Annotated in this window: 15 protein-coding genes; 12 read left to right on the top strand and 3 right to left on the bottom strand. The window is 67.2% G+C overall.

The genetic code is table 11. The features are described 5' to 3' along the window. The first annotated feature begins 114 nt into the window (after nt 1-114). The 3 genes from ald (at nt 115) to AC3QL3_RS07875 (ending at nt 4,032) form a co-directional block, all read left to right on the top strand. Nucleotides 115-1,176 carry an alanine dehydrogenase gene (gene ald, locus AC3QL3_RS07865; RefSeq protein ID WP_492897825.1) on the top strand — a complete coding sequence of 354 codons (1,062 nt, stop codon included), beginning with the start codon at nt 115-117 and terminating at the stop codon, nt 1,174-1,176. A gap of 74 nt (nt 1,177-1,250) precedes the next feature. Then, complete coding sequence (locus tag AC3QL3_RS07870; protein ID WP_492897826.1) at nt 1,251-1,568, top strand: hypothetical protein; 318 nt, start codon at nt 1,251-1,253, stop codon at nt 1,566-1,568. 127 nt (nt 1,569-1,695) lie between these two features. Then, on the top strand, nt 1,696-4,032 hold the full coding sequence (locus AC3QL3_RS07875; protein WP_492898894.1) for a DNA translocase FtsK: 2,337 nt from the start codon (nt 1,696-1,698) through the stop codon (nt 4,030-4,032). Between the two features lie 16 nt (nt 4,033-4,048). On the opposite strand, the gene AC3QL3_RS07880 is transcribed toward AC3QL3_RS07875, so the two are convergent. Then, a complete protein-coding gene (locus AC3QL3_RS07880; protein ID WP_492897827.1) occupies nt 4,049-5,524 on the bottom strand; it encodes an FAD-dependent monooxygenase in 1,476 nt (491 codons plus the stop codon). Between AC3QL3_RS07880 and AC3QL3_RS07885 the strand changes: the two genes are divergently transcribed. From AC3QL3_RS07885 to AC3QL3_RS07900, 4 genes are all read left to right on the top strand, one after another. Beyond that, nucleotides 5,409-6,242, top strand: a complete 834-nt coding sequence (locus AC3QL3_RS07885; RefSeq protein ID WP_492897828.1) for a TetR/AcrR family transcriptional regulator — start codon at nt 5,409-5,411, stop codon at nt 6,240-6,242. The genes AC3QL3_RS07880 and AC3QL3_RS07885 overlap by 116 nt on opposite strands. A 314-nt stretch (nt 6,243-6,556) precedes the next feature. Then, the gene (locus tag AC3QL3_RS07890) at nt 6,557-6,751 is read left to right on the top strand and encodes a hypothetical protein (RefSeq protein ID WP_492897829.1); all 195 of its coding nucleotides are present in this window, start codon (nt 6,557-6,559) and stop codon (nt 6,749-6,751) included. A gap of 123 nt (nt 6,752-6,874) precedes the next feature. Beyond that, nucleotides 6,875-9,535, top strand: a complete 2,661-nt coding sequence (gene mgtA, locus AC3QL3_RS07895; RefSeq protein ID WP_492897830.1) for a magnesium-translocating P-type ATPase — start codon at nt 6,875-6,877, stop codon at nt 9,533-9,535. Nucleotides 9,536-9,594: 59 nt separating this feature from the next. Continuing rightward, the gene (locus AC3QL3_RS07900) at nt 9,595-11,253 is read left to right on the top strand and encodes a Na/Pi cotransporter family protein (protein WP_492897831.1); all 1,659 of its coding nucleotides are present in this window, start codon (nt 9,595-9,597) and stop codon (nt 11,251-11,253) included. A gap of 13 nt (nt 11,254-11,266) precedes the next feature. Here AC3QL3_RS07900 and AC3QL3_RS07905 read toward each other — a convergent pair whose 3' ends face one another. Further along, nucleotides 11,267-11,893, bottom strand: a complete 627-nt coding sequence (locus AC3QL3_RS07905; RefSeq protein WP_492897832.1) for a hypothetical protein — start codon at nt 11,891-11,893, stop codon at nt 11,267-11,269. Nucleotides 11,894-12,019: 126 nt separating this feature from the next. On the opposite strand from AC3QL3_RS07905, the gene lolA reads away from it, so the two are divergent. Continuing rightward, nucleotides 12,020-12,679 (top strand): outer membrane lipoprotein periplasmic chaperone LolA, encoded by a 660-nt coding sequence (gene lolA, locus AC3QL3_RS07910; protein WP_492898896.1) that lies wholly within the window; start codon nt 12,020-12,022, stop codon nt 12,677-12,679. On the opposite strand, the gene AC3QL3_RS07915 is transcribed toward lolA, so the two are convergent. Next, nucleotides 12,661-13,233 (bottom strand): arsinothricin resistance N-acetyltransferase ArsN1 family B, encoded by a 573-nt coding sequence (locus AC3QL3_RS07915; protein WP_492897833.1) that lies wholly within the window; start codon nt 13,231-13,233, stop codon nt 12,661-12,663. The genes lolA and AC3QL3_RS07915 overlap by 19 nt on opposite strands. Nucleotides 13,234-13,339: 106 nt before the next feature. Here AC3QL3_RS07915 and AC3QL3_RS07920 point away from each other — a divergent pair, with 106 nt between their 5' ends. From AC3QL3_RS07920 to AC3QL3_RS07935, 4 genes are all read left to right on the top strand, one after another. Then, nucleotides 13,340-13,717, top strand: a complete 378-nt coding sequence (locus tag AC3QL3_RS07920; RefSeq protein ID WP_492897834.1) for a hypothetical protein — start codon at nt 13,340-13,342, stop codon at nt 13,715-13,717. A 57-nt stretch (nt 13,718-13,774) separates the two neighbouring features. After that, nucleotides 13,775-15,025, top strand: coding sequence for a TolC family protein (locus AC3QL3_RS07925; protein WP_492897835.1), 1,251 nt, complete (start codon nt 13,775-13,777; stop codon nt 15,023-15,025). A 5-nt stretch (nt 15,026-15,030) separates the two neighbouring features. After that, on the top strand, nt 15,031-16,191 hold the full coding sequence (locus AC3QL3_RS07930) for an efflux RND transporter periplasmic adaptor subunit (RefSeq protein ID WP_492897836.1): 1,161 nt from the start codon (nt 15,031-15,033) through the stop codon (nt 16,189-16,191). Between the two features lie 189 nt (nt 16,192-16,380). Then, nucleotides 16,381-19,521 (top strand): efflux RND transporter permease subunit, encoded by a 3,141-nt coding sequence (locus tag AC3QL3_RS07935; protein WP_492897837.1) that lies wholly within the window; start codon nt 16,381-16,383, stop codon nt 19,519-19,521. Nucleotide 19,522 lies beyond the last annotated feature (1 nt).

Raw genomic sequence — 19,522 nt, forward strand, 5'->3', positions numbered from 1 at the left:
GACCTTGCCGCGCAGCGGCGCAGGCTCATGCGGGGAGCAGGAGAATGGAGGGAACGCAGGCACGATTCAAGGCGCCTTCCCTGACTGGCTGAACGTCCCCAAGAGGAATGCGTAATGCGTATCGGTGTGCCTTCGGAAACCAAGACCCTGGAAGGGCGCGTCGCGCTCGTACCGGCCGCTTGCGGCGATCTCGTGCGCCGCGGCCATGAGGTCTATGTGCAGGCCGGAGCCGGCCTCAAGAGCGGCTTCAAGGATGAAGACTTCGAGCGCGTCGGCGTCAAGATCGCGGCGACGGCGAAGAAGCTCTACGAAGCGGGCGAGCTGATCGTCAAGGTCAAAGAGCCGATCGCCGGCGACCTCAAGCTGCTGCGCAAAGACCATCTCCTGTTCTGCTACCTGCACCTCGCGCCCGATCCGAAGCTGACCCAGCGCCTGCTCGAAATCGGCCTGACCGGCGTCGCGTTCGAATCGGTGGAAGAGGCCGACGGTTCGCTGCCGTTGTTGGCGCCGATGTCGATCATCGCCGGCCGCATCGCGACCCAGATCGGCACGCACCTGTTGCACCAGCCGGCCGGCGGCAAGGGCAAGCTGCTCGGCGGCCTGCCCTCGACCGAACGCGGCAAGGTCATCGTGTTCGGCGCCGGCGCAGCCGGCCGCAACTCGGCCGAACTCGCCGCCGCCGGCGGCGCCAACGTGATCGTGTTCGAGAAGCGCCAGGACCGTTTGCGCGAAATGATGAATCTGGCGCCGAACGTGACCGCGCTGTATCCGTACGAGGAAACCGTCGCGCGCGAGATCAAGGACGCCGACCTCGTCATCGGCGCCGTGCTGATCCCGAGCGCGAAGGCGCCGCACGTGGTCACGCGCGCGATGGTCAAGTCGATGGAACCGGGCTCGGTGCTGGTGGACATCTCGATCGACCAGGGCGGCTGCTTCGAGACGTCCAAGCCGACCACCTACGCTCACCCGACCTACGTCGTCGACGGCGTCACCCACTTCTGCGTCACCAACATGCCGGGTGCGGTACCGCAGACCTCCTCGCAGGCGATCTGCGCGGCGATCCTGCCGTACGTGAACCGGCTCGCCTCGGACAAGAACTGGAAGAAGTTCGAGCCGCTCAAGAAGGGTATCAACGTTGAGGGCGGCAAGATCGTGCACCCGGCGCTGAAGAGCTGATCGGCGCACGGAATCGAGCGAACGAATCCGCCTCGCGGGTTCGTTCGCGAACCGCTGCAAGCATCGGGGTCGACATGCAGATCGCCTGGTTTTTCGGCGGCGCGTTTCTCGCCAATGCGATTCCTCATCTGGTCGCGGGCACGTCGGGCCGGGCTTTTCCGACCCCGTTCGCGCAGCCGCGCGGTCGCGGCGAATCCAGCGCTCTTTTCAACGTCGTCTGGGCGGCGCTGAACATCGCAGCCGGCTACGGCCTGATCTTTCAGATCGGCCAGTTCGATCTGCGCGCGCTGGCGGATGTCGCCACCGCGGCCAGCGGGGCTTTTCTACTCGCCTTGATTCTGGCCTGGCGCTTCGGCGCGCAATACGGCGGCAATCGGCCGGCGCGGAAGTAGCGTGTCAGCGCGCCGCGAATTTCGATCGAGCAGGCGCTTTGCGGTCCTGGACAGCTCGATTCCCGCTTCGGCGCGCAAGACTCCCTTTTCAAATTGTTCAATGATTTGTATTGGGTATTTCGGGTAGATTGTACGAGTGGCACGCGTACTCAAAGAATCCAAACCGGCTCCCCGGCTCAACGAGCAATGGCACAAGCGCCTGCGTGAAGCGGCGTTCCTGCTGTTGCTGCCGCTGGCGGTCTATCTGTTCGCCTGCCTGTTGACCTACAGCGCACAGGATCCCGGTTTCTCGCACGCGGGCGACCCGGCGCTGCCGATCAAGAACTTCGGCGGAGCGTTCGGCGCCTGGATCGCCGATCTCGAATTTTTCCTGATCGGCATCGTCGCCTACACCTTGCCGGTCCTGTTGTTGACGGTCGGCGCGGTGGTGCTGCGCGGCGCCACGACCGAGGAGCGCTCCCCGCTGGAACCGGCGCTGCGCCTGATCGGTTTTGCCGCGTTCTTCGTCGCCGCGCCTGGGCTGGCCTTCCTCAATTGGGGCGGCCCGAGCGTGTTGCCGGCCGGTGGCGGCGGCGTGCTCGGGCGCGCGATCGGCAGCGGCTTGATGCACAGCTTCGGCCCGCTCGGCGCCGGCTTGTTCCTGCTCGCGCTGCTGTTGGTCGCGATCACGCTGGCGACCGGGCTGTCGTGGTTCAAGCTGATGGACACGATCGGCCGCTTCCTGCTCGGCGCCGGCGGCAGCGTCGCCAGCAAGATGCGCAAGGCCGAGGATTGGAACGCCGCGCGCGAGGCGCGCGCCGAGCGCGAGGTCGTGCGCAAGGTCGAGACGGTCAAGCAGTCCAAGCGCGAGCCGGTCAAGATCGAGCCGGTGATCGCGCCGATCGAGAAGAGCGAGCGGGCCAAGCGCGAGACGCAGATTCCGTTGTTCGCCGGCGCGTCCAGCGACGGCGAACTGCCGCCACTGTCGCTCTTGGACGAACCCAAACCGCAGGCGAAGGGCTATTCGGAGGAAACGCTCGAAGCGCTGTCGCGCCAGGTCGAGTTCAAGCTGAAGGATTTCCGCATCGAGGCGCAGGTCGTCAGTGCGCATCCCGGGCCGGTCATCACGCGCTTCGAGATGCAGCCGGCGCCCGGCATCAAGGGCAGCCAGATCTCCAGCCTCGACAAGGACATCGCGCGCGGCCTGTCGGTGGTCAGCGTGCGCGTGGTCGACGTGATTCCGGGCAAATCGGTGATCGGCCTGGAAATCCCCAACACCCATCGCGAGATCGTCTTTCTTTCCGAGATCTTGAGCTCGGGCAAATACGACACGCTCAAATCGCCGCTCGCCCTCGCGCTCGGCAAGGACATCGGCGGCGCGCCGGTGGTGGTCGACCTGCAGAAGATGCCGCACCTCTTGGTCGCCGGCACCACCGGTTCGGGCAAGTCGGTCGCGTTGAACGCGATGGTGCTGAGCCTCTTGTACAAGGCCAGCGCGCGCGACGTGCGCATGATCATGATCGACCCGAAGATGCTGGAGCTGTCGGTCTACCAGGGCATTCCGCATCTGCTCGCGCCGGTCGTGACCGACATGAAGGAAGCGGCCAACGCCTTGCGCTGGTGCGTGGCCGAAATGGAGCGGCGCTACAAGCTGATGGCCGCGGTCGGCGTGCGCAACCTGGCCGGCTTCAACAAGAAGGTCAAGGACGCCGACGACGCCGGCCAGCCGCTGCTCGATCCGATGTTCCGCCCGGACGCCTCGCAACCTTCGCGCGTGGCCGAGCCGCTGCAGCCCTTGCCCTACATCGTCGTCATCATCGACGAGTTCGCCGACATGATGATGATCGTCGGCAAGAAGGTGGAAGAGTTGATCGCGCGTCTGGCGCAGAAGGCGCGCGCCGCCGGTGTGCACCTGATCCTCGCCACGCAGCGCCCGTCGGTCGACGTCATCACCGGCCTGATCAAGGCGAACATTCCCACGCGCATCGCGTTCCAGGTTTCGAGCAAGATCGATTCGCGCACGATCCTCGACCAGTCCGGCGCGGAGACCCTGCTCGGCCACGGCGACATGCTGTACCTGCCGCCGGGCACCGCGGCGCCCGAGCGCGTGCACGGCGCCTTCGTCGACGATCACGAAGTGCACAAGGTGGTCAATTGGCTGAAGGCGCAGGGCGAGCCCGACTACATCGAGGGCGTGCTGGAGGAAGTGCAGTCGCTCGGCAACGGCAAGATCATCGGCGAGTCCGGCCTGCCGGAGGACGAGTCCTCGGGCGAGGGCGGCGACTACGACGAGCTCTACGACCAGGCCGTCGCGATCGTGACCGAGTCGCGCCGCGCTTCGATCTCCGGCGTGCAGCGGCGCTTGAAGATCGGCTACAACCGCGCCGCGCGCATGATCGAGAAGATGGAACAGGACGGCGTGGTCAGTGCGGCCGAAACCAACGGCAACCGCACCGTGCTCGCGCCGCCGCCGCCGGAGCGCTGAAGCGCGCCGACCTCGCTTATTTCGTTGTCTGCGGGAACCAGCGGCGCAGCGCCGCTTCCAATCCGTCGGTAGCGTTCTGCTCGCCGGCCCAAGCCACGCAGGCGTCGGGACGGATCAGCATCGACGGCCCACCGTCGACCGCGACGCAGCGAATCTTCGATGCGTGAGCGGCAACGAGCGCGGACGCCGTCGCGTCGGTCGACGCGTCGAGAAAAACGCCCGTGCCGTCCTGCATGAGGTCGTAGAGCGAGACCTCGGCGCCGGCGCGGCCGAGCGATCGGTCGCCGATCAGCCGTCCCACCTCGTCGCGCTCGGAGCCGAGATCGTAGCGAGTGGAAAGACCGCTCATCATCTCGCCGATGCGTCGGTTGACGTCGTCCAGTTCCAACAAGCTCGCCATGAGATCGCGCATCGCGCCCGATTGCGGATCGGGCCGCATGATCGCGACCTGGGCGAAGGTATTGGCCAGTACGGCGGCGGCGACCGGTCGCCGTTCGGCCGTATAGGTGTCGAGCAGGCTCGCGGGCATCTCGCCGCGAACGACGGCGGCGAGTTTCCAGCCGAGGTTGGCGGCGTCGACGAGGCCAAGGCCGAGGCCCTGGCCGCCGAACGGCGTGTGCACGTGCGCCGCATCGCCGGCGAGCAGCACGCGGCCGTGGCGGTAGCTGTCGACCAGCCGCGTGTTGTCGGTCCAGCGGCTGGCGTACTCGAGCGCCTGCGCGCGCACGTCCGCGCCGCTGACGCGACGCAGTACGGTTTCGATCTCCTCGCGCGTGACCGTCGCCGCGCGATCTTCAGGCGGCCCGCTGAAGTCGAGCATGACCAGGCGACCCGGCGCCGGCCCGTAGGAGAACACGCCGCTCGACGTGCGCTGCCAGCCGACCGGCAACAAACGTTCGGGGTGATCGATCTCGACGCTGGCTTGGTAGAACGTCGAAGTCGGCGGTGTGCCGGGGAAGTCGAAGCCGGCCATCTTGCGAACCGAGCTGCGCCCGCCGTCGCAGCCGACGAGGTAAGCGCAGCGGATGCGGCCGGCGTTGCTCGGGGAAGTCCATTCCACCTCGACGCCTTCTTCCGTCGGCACGAAGCCGCTGAGCTCGCACTCGCGGCGCAGCTCGATCCCGAGCGCGCTCGCTCGCTCGGCCAACATGGCTTCGATGGCGTGCTGCCCCACCGGCCGCGGACGCCGTTCCGGTTCTCTCTGCACGTCCTTTCGCAGCAGCGACAGGCCGGCGAAATGACCGCTGAATTTCGACGCACGTCCGCGCGACTCCGCTCCGGGCTGCTGTTTCATCGCCGCGAAGCTGCGCGCTTCTTCGGCGGCGATGGCCGCGGCCATCCCGCGGCGCTGCAAGGCTTCGCAGCCCAAAGGTCCGATGCCCAGCGCTTTCACCGCCGTGCTGGCGGCGGGGAGCCGCTCCAGCACGAGCGCGCGCGCGCCGCTCAAAGTCAGCTCGATCGCGGTCAGCAGTCCGACCGGCCCGGCTCCCACGACGACCACATCGACGAACTCATTCATATATCGAATCAAAATATGTACTCAGTACATAAATTGGACTATCATCGACGCCATGTCAACGCCCTCCGACCGTCGCACCCGCAAACGCCTCGCCACGCGGCAGGACATTTCCAACACCGCCACGCGCCTGTTCTTCGAGCGCGGCTTCGACCGCGTGACGGTGGATGAGATCGCGGCCGCCGCCGACGTCGGGCGGATGACCGTGTTCAATCACTTCCCGCGCAAAGAAGACCTGTTCTTCGATCGCGACGAGGAAGGACGCGAGGTGCTGCGAGCAGCGTTACGAGAGCGGGACCCCAAGCTCGCTCCGATCGAAACCTTGCGCCGGCTGGCGCATCGTCTGGCGGCGGAACAGAGCCCGTACGTGCGCTTCTCGGCCGGCAGCCAGAGTTTCGTCGAGACGATCGAGGGCAGCGAAACGCTGAAGGCGCGCGCGCGCGCGATTCGCGACGAGATCGCTCAGCTGGTGACCACGTCGCTGGCCGAATCCGTCGGGCGAGAGCCGTCCGATCCCGACGCTCAGCTGGCGGCCGGCTTGCTGTTGGCGACCTGGACCGTGGCTTTGATCCAAGCGCACGCGATTTACCGCCAGCGGCACGATGTGGAGGAGGCGAAAGCCGTCTTTCTCGCCGCCGTCGACAAGGGCAGCCTCGGCCTCGAGGCGGCAATGGTCGGAACTCCGTACGTCTGAGCGGCGGGCGCCGATCCATCGTTCCGCTCGAACAGAAAAATTCTTCGCGCAGGGGTTGACGACCTCGATGTCGAGGCAGAGAATCCGCGCGCCGCACGGGACCCCGCGTTCCGCTGCAGCCCTTGTCATCAACCCACGACGATATGGACGACCACCCTAGTCGCTGCGTCGACATCCGCGAGCATCGGATGCCGGCGCTGCAAACAACATTCGTTGCCTGCGGCGATCCTCTGCGATCGGCCGGCGCTTTCCTCGACTAGGGAAGTCCGGCCCGCTCCGGATGGCGCCGTCGGCGCTGTCGAAGGAGATGGGCCATGAAGCTCATTCGCGATTTTTTCGTTGCGCGTTTCGCGCGCGGCGGCGTGCGCCGCCCGCGTCGGATCACCGTGCCGTTGCCGCGCGTCGCCGACACCGTCGTCGTCGATGCCGCGCGCGCCGTGCGTTTGACCGATTTCCATCGCAGCATGCCGCTGCGGCCCGCTTTGCACGAGCCTCCGTCTAGCCGCTGACGCCGCGCCGGCGCGCGCTCTCTCGTCACGCGAGAGACTCGACGCGTCCGCCTGCCGTCACCCCGATCGTCGCCCATCCCGCGCGTTTGCGCGCGGGTCCGATTCGTTCGACGGAAGTCAGCCATGTTCAAGAAGAATCCCGCAAGCGTCGCCGCCAAGGCGGCGAAGAATGCGCCCGTGCGCGTCGCGGTCGCTCTGGAAGCGTTTCGCCACGTCGACGCGTTGTACGCCGCGCTCGACACGAGTCCCGCTGGCCTCGGCGAGGAACAGATCGCCGCGCGGCTCGAGCGCGACGGTCCGAATGAAGTCGCGCACGAACGCGCGCCGCACTGGAGCGTGCAGCTGCTGCGCGCGTTCAAGAACCCGTTCATCATCGTGCTGCTGCTGCTCGCCGGCGTGCAGCTGGTCACCGAGCCGGACGACTTGATCGGGCCCTTGATCATCGGTGCGATGGTCGCGATCAGCGTGCTGTTGACCTTCACGCAGGAATATCGCTCCTCCAAGGCCGCCGAGACGCTGAAGGCGATGGTGCGCAACACCGCCACGGTGACGCGGCGCGCCTCCGACGGCCACAGCGAGCGCATCGACGTGCCGGTGGACGAACTGGTCGCCGGCGACATCGTGCACCTCGGCGCCGGCGACATGGTGCCGGCCGACCTGCGCCTGGTCGCGGCGAAGGACTTGTTCGTCAGCCAGGCGATCCTGACCGGCGAGTCGCTGCCGGTCGAAAAATCGGCGCCGACCGCGGCGCAGGTTCGCGACGAGCCCACGATCCAAAGTGCGCCCGACAATCCGCTCGATCTGCCGACGGTCTGCTATCTCGGCACCAACGTGGTCAGCGGCAGCGCCACCGGCGTGGTGGTCGCGACCGGCGCGCGCGCCTATCTCGGTTCGCTCTCGGCCAGCCTGGTCGGCCAGCGCGCGCAGACCAGCTTCGATCGCGGCGTCAACGGCGTGTCGTGGCTGTTGATCCGCTTCATGGCGGTGATGGTGCCGGTGGTGTTCCTGCTCAACGGCTTCGGCAAGGGCGACTGGTTCGAGGCATTCCTGTTCGCGCTCTCGGTCGCGGTCGGGCTGACGCCGGAAATGCTGCCGCTGATCGTCACCGCCAATCTCGCCCGCGGCGCGATCGCGATGTCGCGGCGCAAGGTGGTGGTGAAGCGCCTCAATGCGATCCAGAACTTCGGCGCGATGGACGTGCTGTGCACGGACAAGACCGGCACGCTGACGCTCGACAAGATCGTGCTCGAACGGCATCTCGATCTGGACGGCCGCGACAACGACGAGGTGCTCGCCTACGGCTGGCTCAACAGCCATTTCCAGACCGGCCTGCGCAACCTGATGGACAAGGCCGTGCTCGCGCACCGCGACCTCGAACATCTGGCGCAGCGCTATCGCGTGCTCGACGAGATCCCGTTCGATTTCCAGCGCCGGCGCATGTCGGTGGTGTTGACCGACGGCGAGGGCGGCGAACTCTTGGTGTGCAAGGGCGCGGTCGAGGAAATGCTCGCGATCAGCGCCTACGAGAAGGTCGGCGAGCGCGTGCTGCCGATCACCGACGAGCGCCGCCGCGCGATCCGCACCATGACCCGCCGCCTCAACGACGACGGCCTGCGCGTGCTGGTGGTCGCGGTCAAGCGGCAGGCGCCGAGCGCGCGTGCCTACGGCGTCGCCGATGAAGCCGAGCTGGTCGCGGTCGGTTGCCTCGCGTTTCTCGATCCGCCCAAGGACAGCGCCGCGTCGGCGATCGCCGCGCTGCGCGAGCACGGCGTCGCGGTCAAGGTGATCACCGGCGACAACGAAGCGGTCACGCGCAAGATCTGCGCCGAGGTCGGCCTCGCGGTCGAGCATTCGGTGCGCGGCAGCGAGATCGAAGCGCTCGACGACGCGGCGCTGGACGCGCTGGTTCCGCATACCGTGGTGTTCGCGAAAATGTCGCCGCTGCAGAAGGCGCGCGTGGTGCAGGCGCTGCAGCGTTGCGGCCACACGGTCGGCTTTCTCGGCGACGGCATCAACGATGCGCCGGCCCTGCGCGAAGCCGACGTCGGCATCTCGGTCGACACCGCCACCGACATCGCGAAAGAGTCGGCCGACATCATCCTGCTCGAAAAAAACCTGATGGTGCTGGAGGAGGGCGTGCTCGAAGGGCGCGTCACTTTCGGCAACATCATGAAGTACATCAAGATGACCGCCAGCTCGAACTTCGGCAACGTGTTCAGCGTGCTGATCGCGAGCGCGTTCCTGCCGTTCCTGCCGATGCTGCCGCTGCAGCTGTTGGTGCAGAACCTGTTGTACGACCTGTCGCAGCTGTCGATTCCGTTCGACCGCATGGACGAGGAATACCTGCGCAAGCCGCAGCGCTGGGACGCCGGCGACATCGGCCGCTTCATGCTGCGCATCGGGCCGATCAGCTCGATCTTCGACGTCACCACCTTTCTCTTGATGTGGCACGTGTTCGGCGCGAACTCGGCTCAGCACGAGGGTTTGTTCCAGTCCGGCTGGTTCGTCGAGGGTTTGCTCTCGCAAACCTTGATCGTGCACATGATCCGCACGCGCAGGGTTCCGTTCCTGCACAGTTGGGCGGCGGCGCCGGTGTTGGCGTTGACCGCGACGATCATGCTCGCCGGCATGTTGATCCCGTTCACCCCGCTCGGTGCGAAGATCGGCATGGTTGCGCTGCCGCCGGCGTATTTCGCCTGGCTCGCGCTGACTTTGCTGTGCTATTGCGGGCTGACTCAGGCGGTCAAGGTGCTCTACATCCGACGCTACGGGCGCTGGTTGTAAGCGCAAGCTAGCGCGACGAAAAAATCTCGGCCGGAGCGATCCGGCCACGGAGGTGTGCAATGAAGGGAACGCTCGCGTTGTTCGACATCGCCGGCTACGTCGCGCTGCTCCTGTGGGGCACGCACATGGTCACGCGCGGCGTGCTGCGCGGCTACGGCAGCGCGCTACGGCGCTGGCTCGGCCGCTATCTGGGCAACCGCGCCTCGGCGTTCGCGTTCGGCCTCGGCGTCACCGCGCTGCTGCAGAGCAGTACCGCGACCGGCCTGATGGCGGCCTCGTTCGCGGCGAACGGCTTTCTCGGCCTCGCGCCGGGATTGGCGGTGATGCTCGGCGCCAACGTCGGCACCACCTTGATCGTGCAAGTGATGTCGTTCGACATCGCCGCGGTCGCACCGGTTTTGGTCTTGATCGGCGTCGCCGTGTATCGGCGCAGCGACGAAGTGCGCTACCAGAACCTCGGCCGCGTCGCGATCGGGCTCGGCCTGATGCTGCTCGCTCTGCATCTTCTGGTGCAGGCTTTGCAGCCGATGGAGAACGCCGAAGCCTTGCGCGCGGTGCTGCGCAGCCTGACCGACGAGCCGGTGCTGGCGATGCTGGTCGCCGCGCTGTTGACCTGGGCCTGCCATTCCAGTGTCGCGATCGTGCTCTTGATCGTGTCCCTGGCCGGCGCCGGCGCGGTCGACGCGCCGAGCGCGCTCGCCTTGGTGCTCGGCGCCAACCTCGGCGGTACCTTGCCGCCGCTGCTCGAAGCGGACACGCCGGTGGCGCGGCGGCTGCCGCTCGGCAACTTGCTCGTGCGCCTGTGCGGTTGCATCGTCTGTTTGGCTTTCCTGCATCCGCTCGCCGATGGCTTGCTCGCGTTCGGCGGCGGTGCGGCACGCGCCGCGGTCAACTTCCACACTGCGTTCAACCTCGCGCTCGCTCTGATCTTCATTGCACCGCTCGATGCGCTCGCGCGCTTGCTCGTGCGCCTCTTGCCCGAGCCGGCGCGGCCGGACGATCCCGGCCGGCCGCAGCATCTGGACGAAGCGGCGCTGGACTCGCCCGGCGTGGCGCTGTCGAATGCCGCGCGCGAGGCGATGCGCATGGCCGACATGGTCGAGCGCATGCTGAAGGATCTGGTCGGCGTGTTCGGCAAGGACGACCGCAGCCGCGCCACCGCGATCGGCCGCACCGATGCCGCGCTCGACGATCTCGGCGCGGCGATCCGCAGCTATCTGGCCGATCTCGGCGGCGAGGCGTTGAACGAGGAAGACGGCGAGCGCAGCCAGGAGATCCTCGCCTTCGTGCTGAATCTCGAACACATCGGCGACATCACCGCGAACAACCTGATGGAGTTCGCGGCCAAGAAGGCGCAGAGCGGGCAGGATTTCTCGGCCGACGACATCCAGGATCTCGCCACCCTGCACGCGCAGGTGATGCGCAGCCTGGCCTTGGCGCTGGCCGTATTCCTGCGCAACGATCTGCGCGCGGCGCAGCAGCTGGCCGGCTTGAAGAGCACGCTGTGGCGGCTCGAGAACGAGGCCTCGGACCGCCATTTGCGCGAACTGCATGCGCACCACGCCGGCATGCACGGCGGTGATGTCTACTTGCGCATCCTGCGCGATCTCAAGCGCGTGCATTCGCACCTGGCCGCGATCGCTTATCCGCAGCTCGAGCGCGCCGGACTTCTGCAGGATCGCCTGATCGGCGTCGAGGCGGAGACGCCGCTGCGCTGAGTCCTGTACTGGCTCAGTCGCCGGCTGCGTCGGACGCCGGCACCGGGCAGGCGAGTCCGTCGAAGCCGTCGCAGAAGAGGAAGTCGGACGGCGCGGCAGCAATCGTGATGTCGGCGCCGGCGTCGTCGTAGCACCAGTCCACGATGGTCGCCGGGAAACCGAGAGGGGCGGTGGTCGACAGTCGCACCCAGCCGTAGTTGATGGTGCTGGTCGCCTCGTTCTTGAAGCGCACGCCGAGATAACCGCCGCTCACGCCGGCCTGCCAGACGGAGGTGTCGCCGGCGAAACCGGCGCGCGTGAACACGGACGCTGCGCCGATCGTGTCGCCGGGCACGAGCAGGGCATAGATGTCGCCGGAGCTGGCCACGCCGGCGCCGGAGTTGCTCGCCGAGCCCCAGTAGAACTTCAACTGATTCACCGGCTCGCTGTTCTGCGCCGCGTAGGGATCGAAGTCGAAGCCGGGAACGGCGCTTTCTCGATCACCGTGCACGGCGGTGACGAAGTTGACGTACACGCCCTCGCCATCCTGCGGAATCTCGATGTTCTGCTCGAGTTGGCAGACCACGGCGGCACCGGCGCCGGGCGAGATCAGCGCCAGGGCGAGGGCGGAAACGGCGAGCGAGCGGGGCAGAGCGGACATCCGGGAACTCCAAAAGACGCGTTGGGAAAGACGGGGCGCGGATTCTGGCACAGCGGAGCGCCCGCCCGCCGAACCGTGCAGCGTTCAGCCGCAGCGCGGATAATCGCACTTCGCCTTCGTCTCGGAATCCGCTCCATGCGTCTGCTGCTCGTATCGCTGCTGCTGCCGTTCGGCCTCGCCGCCCACGCCGCCGACTCCGCACGCGCGCGGATGGAGGCGTTCTCCAAAGGCCTGCACTCGGTCACTGCGCAATTCGCGCAAACGGTAACGGACGCGAACGGCCGGCGCGGCGACGAGTCGCGCGGCACGCTGTCGTTGGAAGCGCCGCGGCAGTTCCGCTGGGAAACCAAAGAACCTTATCAGCAGACCCTGGTCGCCGACGGCGAGCGCGTGTGGATCTACGAGCCGGATCTGCAGCAGGTGTCCGTACGCAGCCAGAGTTCGGAGGAAGCGCACAGTCCGCTGACCGTGCTAACCGACCTGTCGCAACTGGACAGCCAGTTCAAGACCGGCGAGGCCGGCGAACGCGAAGGCTTGGCTTGGCTGCGATTGACGTCGAAGGCGAAGGAGCCGGAGTTCGAATACGCCGAACTCGGCATCGACGCCAATGGCCTGCAGCGCATGCGCTTCAAGGATCAGCTCGGCAACACCACCGAGATCCGCTTCAGCGACTGGAAACGCAACCCGAGCCTGCCGCCGGCGACGTTCAAGTTCACCCCGCCCAAAGGCGTCGACGTGGTCGGCGACCTCAAGCCCGGCGCGGACGTCTATCCGATCAAGGACTGACGCACGGTCTGGTCGAGCTGCGCGAACGCGATCGGTTCGTGCGGCTGCGCCGGTGGCTCGCGCAAATCGAGCTGCCACCAGCCGACGTCGTGCCAGGCGCCGTGCTTGTAGCCGACGTGGCGATGAACGCCGATCGGCGTGAAACCCATCCTCTCGTGCAGGCCGACGCTGGCCGCATTCGGCAAGGTCACCACGCCGTACGCGTTGACGTAGCCCTGCGCTCGCAGCAGCGCGAACAAGCGCGCGTAGAGGCCGCGACCGATGCCGCGCCGCTGTGCCGCCGGCGCGAGATAGACGGTGACCTCCACGCTCCAGCGATACGCGCGCCGGGTTCGGTACTCGCTCGCATAAGCGTAGCCGACCGCATCGCCGTCGATCGTCGCCAGCAGCCACGGATAGGCCGCACCGATCTTCGCGATGCGCTCGGCGAACTCGTTCGCATCCGGCACTTCGGTCTCGAACGTGATCACGCTGTCCTGCACGTAGGGCGCATAGATCGCCGCGATCGCAGCGGCATCGGCGAGAGTGGCGAGGCGGTAGGCGAGAGAAGGCATGCGTCGAGCGGACGGTCGGCCAAGCACGGCGGCGAGTATGGAAGCCGCCGCCCGCGTCGGACAAGCGTAATTGTGTAGCGCTGCGTTCGCCGGCTAGGCTTGCACGATGATCGGCTGGATTCGCACATCGACACGTCGTGGCCGCGCCTTCGTGGTGGCGCTGCTGCTCGCGTGCCTGACCTTGCAGCCGATCCTGGTGTTCGCCTGCGACGTGCACGATCTCGCGCACGCCGCGTCGGCGTCGGTCGACGCCGGCACCGGCGATACCGCCGCTGCGACTCCCGCTCCCGACCGCGGCGAAGGCGGCTCGCTGTTGCACGACGTCCTGCACGCGGCGCACTGCTGCGTGCACGCGCCGGCGCTGCCCTCGGTCGCGCTCGCCGCGATCGCTTTCGCACGCGCCGACCTCGTTCTCGCGCATGGACCGCCGTCGGCGTCCGAAGCGCACCCTTCCAATCTCTTGCGTCCTCCGATCGCCGGCTGAGTTCGATTCAGCGCGAGCCGTATCCGGCTCGTTTCCGGTTTCTTTTGGAGGCTTTCCATGTTCCGTTCATCGGCGGCGCTCGCTGCCGTCTTGTGTCTTGCCGTGGCCGCGCGTGCGGCGCATTCGGCGTCCGAACTCGCACCCGAATCGGTGCGCACCGCGTTGCAAAGCGCGTGGCAGCAACATCCCAGTTATCGCGTCGTGCAGGCGCAGCTGGCCGCGGCGCAGGCGCGCTTGGAGGCGGCCGCAAAACCTTTGTACAACCCGCAAGCGGAGCTGACGCGCAGCGGCGAAGGCCCCGATCGCACCAGTTCGGCCGGCCTCGCGCTCGCGCTGGATATCGGCGGCAAGCGGCGCGCGCGCGAAAGCGCGGCGGCGGCGCAGCTGAGTTTGTCGGAAGCGCAGGCGGCGCTGCGCCGGCGCGATTTCGCGCGGCAGTGGTTCGGTGCTTGGGTCGATTGCGGCGCGGCCGATCGCCGCGTGCGCACCGGCGAGCAGCGCGTGGCGCTGATGACGCGCTTCGCCGATCTGGCGGTGAAGCAGTTCGCCGCCGACGACATCTCCGGTCTCGACCGCGACGTCGCCGCTCTCGCACGCGACGAAGCCGCGGCGGCGCAGTCGCTGCTGCTGGCCGAGCACGCCGACGCCGAGGCGCGCTTGCGCGCACTCGGCAGTGAATGTCCGGCCGATTCGTCGATGCCAGCGGAAGCGCCGCCGGCACCGTTGCCGCTGGAGCGCGAATCAGCGACGCGATTGCCGGAGTGGCGCATCGCCGACGCTGCGCGCACCAGCGCCGAGCGCGAGATCGCTGTGGCCGAACGCAACCGCGTGCCGGACCCGACCGTGAGTCTGAGCGGCGGCCGCATCCGCTACGGCGCCAACGGCCTGAAGGACGATGTGTTCGGCGTGTCGGTCAGCATTCCGCTGTTTCTGCGCAACGACTATCGCGCTGAGGTCGCGGTTGCGCGCGCCGATGCCGATGCGTCCGCGGCCGAGGCCGAGCGCGTTCGCCTCGAACTCGGCGCCGAGCAGCAAAAAGCGGTCGACAGCTACGCCGCGACCTTGGCGGCCTGGCGCAGCTGGAGCGGCAGCCGCGGCACCGAGGTCGAACGCCGCGCGCAGCTGCTGGAGCGCTCCTGGCGCGAAGGCGAGCTGTCCACCTCCGATTATTTGTTGCAGGCCAAGCAGACGCTCGACACCGCGCTCGCCGGTGCCGAACTCGAAGCGCGCCTGTGGCGTAACTACGCCGATTACCTCGTCGCCGGCAACCAGTTCGAACGCTGGGCCGGCCTGGAGTCCACACGATGACATCGATGAATTCGCTTCCGGCGCTGTTGATCTGCGCCCTCATTCCGCTGGCGCTCGGCGCTTGTTCCAAAACCGCGCCATCGGGCGGCGACGGCAAAGCCGCGGCGACCAAAGCGCAAACCGCGCCGGCCGAAGCAGACGGCGAACACGCCGAGGCCGAAACGGCGCGGGTAGTGCGCATGGACGCCGCCACTTTGCAGGCGGCCGGTATTCGCACCGCCGAAGTGGTGCAGGCGCGACCGGGCGAGCAGTTGCGCGCGCCGGGCGAAGTACTCGACAACGCCTACGGCACCACGCTGATCACGCCGCGCGTGGTGTCCTTGGTGGTGAGCCGCAAAGCGAAACTCGGCGACGAAGTCGCGGCCGGTACGCCGCTGGTCACCCTGACCAGTGTCGAGGTGTCCGACGCGCAAGCCGAACTGCGCATCGCCGAGCAGGAATGGAGGCGCGTCTCCGCGCTCGGCCGCGAAGCCGTCGCCGGGCGCCGCATCGCCGAGGCGAAGATCGCGCTCGATCGCGCGCGCGCGAAAGCGCAGGCCTATGGCTTGCCCGGCACCGCCAGCGGCGGCGCGAACGGTCAGTTCACGCTGAACGCGCCGCACGCCGGCCGCATCACCGAAGACGCCTTCGTCGTCGGCGAGCGCATCGAGCCCGGCCGCGCCTTGTATCGATTGGTCGACGAAGCGGTGGTATGGGTCGACGCCAAGCTGCCGGCCGGTACCGCCGAGCGCGTCGCGGTCGGCAGCGCGGCGACGATCGTCGCCGGCGGCACGCGCATCGCCGGCAAGGTCATGCGCAGCGCGCATCGCACCTCCGAAGACACGCGCAATGCGGCCGTGCGCATCGAAGTGCCGAACGGCGAAGACCGCCTGCACGGCGGCGACTACGTCGACGTGTTCCTCGCTGCCGAGGGCGCGGCCGCCGCAACGCCTGCGCCCAGCGTGCCGAGCAGCGCGCTGGTGCAGATGGAGGGCGAGACGGTGGTGTTCCGCCGCGACGGCGAAGGCGCGTTCGCGCCGGTGCCGGTGCGCGCGGGCGAAGTGATCGGCGATGCGACCGTGATCCGTGAAGGACTCAAGGCCGGCGACACCATCGTGATCGAGGGCGCGTTCGAGATGAAGGCGCAGTTGCTCAAGGCGCAGCTCGGAGAAGGTCATGGGCACTGACCGCGACCGTTCGGGCTGCGCTCGGAGTGAGCCGCCAATCCGCACTCTTTCGCCTCTCCCGCTCGCGGGAGAGGCCTCGCCGCAGGCGCGGGTGAGGGGAAGCCTCGCAGCGACGTCGCGGGATTTCTTCTCCTTGTCGCCCACAAGCGCGAACTCGGTCCCCGTCGCAGCACCGAATCGAGGTGACGCATGTTGAACCGCCTCGTCGAAGCCTCGCTGCGCTACAAGTTCCTGGTCCTGATCGCGTTTGCGGTGATCGCCTTCCTCGGCGCGCGTGCGCTGCGCGACGTGCCGATCGACGCGTTCCCCGACGTGACTCCGGCGCAGGTCAACGTCTACACCGAATCGCCCGGCCTCGCTGCCGAAGACGTCGAACTGCTGTTGACCACGCCGGTCGAATCGGCCTTGGCCGGCTTGCCGAAGGTGCAGGAAATCCGCTCGGTCAGTCTGTTCGGTTTGTCCTACGTATCGGTCTATTTCGACGACGACATGGACATCTATTTCGCCCGCCAGCTGGTCAATGAGCGCCTGCAGGAAATCGGCGATCGCCTGCCCGAAGGCTACGGCAAGCCGAGCATGGGCCCGAACAGCTCGGGCCTCGGGCAGGTGTTCTGGTACACCGTCGAACGCGCGCCGGGCGTCAGTCGCGAACAGATCAGCGACATGGATCTGCGCACCTGGCAGGAATGGACGGTGCGCCTGATCCTGCGCACGGCCAAGGGTGTCGATGATGTCAGTTCCTGGGGTGGCGGCGAACGCCAGTACCAGGTACGCATCGATCCGCAGAAGCTCTATGCGCGCGGGCTCGGCTTCGGCGACGTGGTGAAAGCGCTGCCGGCCAACAACGGCCAGGTCGGCGGCAACGTGATGGACGTCGGCCGCGAGCAATTCCTGGTGCGCGGGCTCGGTCTCTTGAAGAGCACAGCCGACATCGGCGCGATCGTGCTGAAGGCCGAGGACGGCGTGCCGGTGTACTTGCGCGACGTGGCCGAAGTGATCGAAGCGCCGGCGCCGCGCTTCGGCGCGGTCACGCGCGACGGCGAAGAAGTCGTGCTCGGCATGGCGCTGGCGCGCATCGGCGAGAACGCGAAGAACGTGGTCGAGACGGTCAAGGCCAAGCTCGACGTGGTACGCAGCGCCTTGCCCGAAGGCATGGTGTTGAAACCCATCTACGAGCGCACCGATCTGGTCAACAAAGCGGTCGGTACCGCCACGCGCGCGCTGGTCGAAGGCTCGCTCCTGATCGCGGTGATCTTGTTTCTGTTCCTGGGCGAGCTGCGTTCGGCTCTGGTCGTGGTCGTCACCTTGCCGCTGGCGATGCTGATCGCCTTCATCGGCATGGGCGAGTTCGGCTTGTCGGCGAACCTGATGTCCTTGGCCGGGCTCGCGATCGGCATCGGCATGATGGTCGACGGCGCGGTCGTGATGGTCGAGAACGCATTCCGCATCATGGCCGAGCGCAAAGAGCACGGCGAGAACGTCGACAAGACGGCGGCCGTGCTTGCGGCTGCGAGAGAAGTCGCCAATCCGATCGCGTTCGCGATCCTGATCATCATCGTCGTGTTCCTGCCGCTGTTCAGCCTGGACGGGCTGGAAGGCAAGATGTTCAAGCCGATGGCGTTCAACATCGCGTTCGCGATGGCCGGCTCGCTGATTCTGAGCCTGACCCTGATCCCGGTGCTGGCCTCGCTGATCTTGAAGCCGAAGGCGGAGCGCGATACCTGGCTGGTGGCGAAGATCAAGCGCGTTTACCGGCCGCTGCTCGAACGCGCGCTGGCGCAGCGCAAGACAGTTGTCGCGATCGCCTGCGCGGCCTTACTCGGCAGTCTCGCGCTGTTCCCCTTCCTCGGTAAGGAGTTCATGCCGCAGCTGCAAGAAGGTTCGATCATGTGGCGCGTGACCGGCATTCCGTCGACCTCGCTGGACGAATCGATCCGCACCAGCCGGGTCATCGCCGAGGCGTTCAAGGAGTTTCCCGAAGTCGACAGCACCTTGGCGATGATCGGCCGCGCCGAGAAGGGCGAAACCGCCGACGTCAACTACATGGAAATCTACACCGCGCTCAAACCGCAGGACGAATGGAAGAGCGGGCGCAACCTCAAGCAATTGGAGGAAGCCATGCAGGAAGCGCTGGAGCAGAAGGTGCCCAATGTCGTGCCGGGCTACACCCAGCCGATCCAAATGCGCGTGGAGGAATTGATCTCCGGCGTGCGCGCGACCTTGGCGCTGAAGCTGTACGGCACCGACCTGGCCGAGCTCGACCGCCTCAGCAGTCGTCTCAAAAACGTGCTCGGCCGGGTGCGCGGCGTCGCCGATCTCTCGCTCGAAGCGAACGTCGGCAAGCCGCAGATCCGCATCGCGGTCGATCGCGACGCGCTGGCGCGTTACGGCATGAATGCCGAGGACGTGCTGACGATCGTGCGCAACGGACTCGGCGGCGAGCCGGTCAGCGTGCTGCTCGACGGCGTGCGCCGCTTCGACATCGCGGTGCGGCTGGACGAACAGACGCGCCGTTCGGTCGAGGACTTGCGCCGCATTCCGCTGAAGTCCTCCGCCGGCGCGATCCTGCCGTTGTCCGCCGTGGCCACGGTCGACATCGCCGAAGGCTACTCGTTCGTGCGGCGCGAGCAGTTGCAGCGCTACGCGGTGATTCAGATGGACGTGCGCGGGCGCGACATCGACGGTTTCGTCAACGAAGCGAACGCGGCGATCGCCGGCGAGGTGAAGCTGCCGAGCGGTTACTGGACCGAATGGGGCGGCGCGTTCGAGAACCAGCAGCGCGCCTTGACCAAGCTCGCCGTGATCGTGCCGATCACGATCTTCTTCATCTTCGTGCTGCTCTACACCGCGTTCAATTCGATCAAGTACGCCGGCTTGATTCTCGCCAACGTGCCGTTCGCGACGATCGGCGGACTGATCGCCCTGTTCGTCAGCGGGCAGTACCTGTCGGTGCCTTCGGCGATCGGCTTCATCGCCGTGTTCGGCGTCGCCATGTTGAACGGCATCGTGCTGGTCAGCTTCCTCAACGAGCTGCGCGAGCGCGGACTCAGCCCGCGCGAAGCCGTGCTGCAGGGGACTGCGTTGCGCCTGCGGCCGGTGTTGATGACGGCGAGCGTGGCGATCCTCGGCCTGTTGCCGATGCTGCTCTCCAGCGGCGTCGGCGCGGAGACGCAAAGGCCGCTGGCGACGGTGGTGGTCGGCGGGTTGATCAGCTCGACTTTGTTGACCCTTATCCTGCTGCCGGTGCTGTACGAATGGCTGGAATCGCGTGCCGCGCGCGCACAGGAACAACGGCGCGGCGGTATCGAAGCCGAAGGCGGAAGAATCTGAA

The organism is Dokdonella sp. GW821-FHT11D02, from assembly GCF_058808595.1.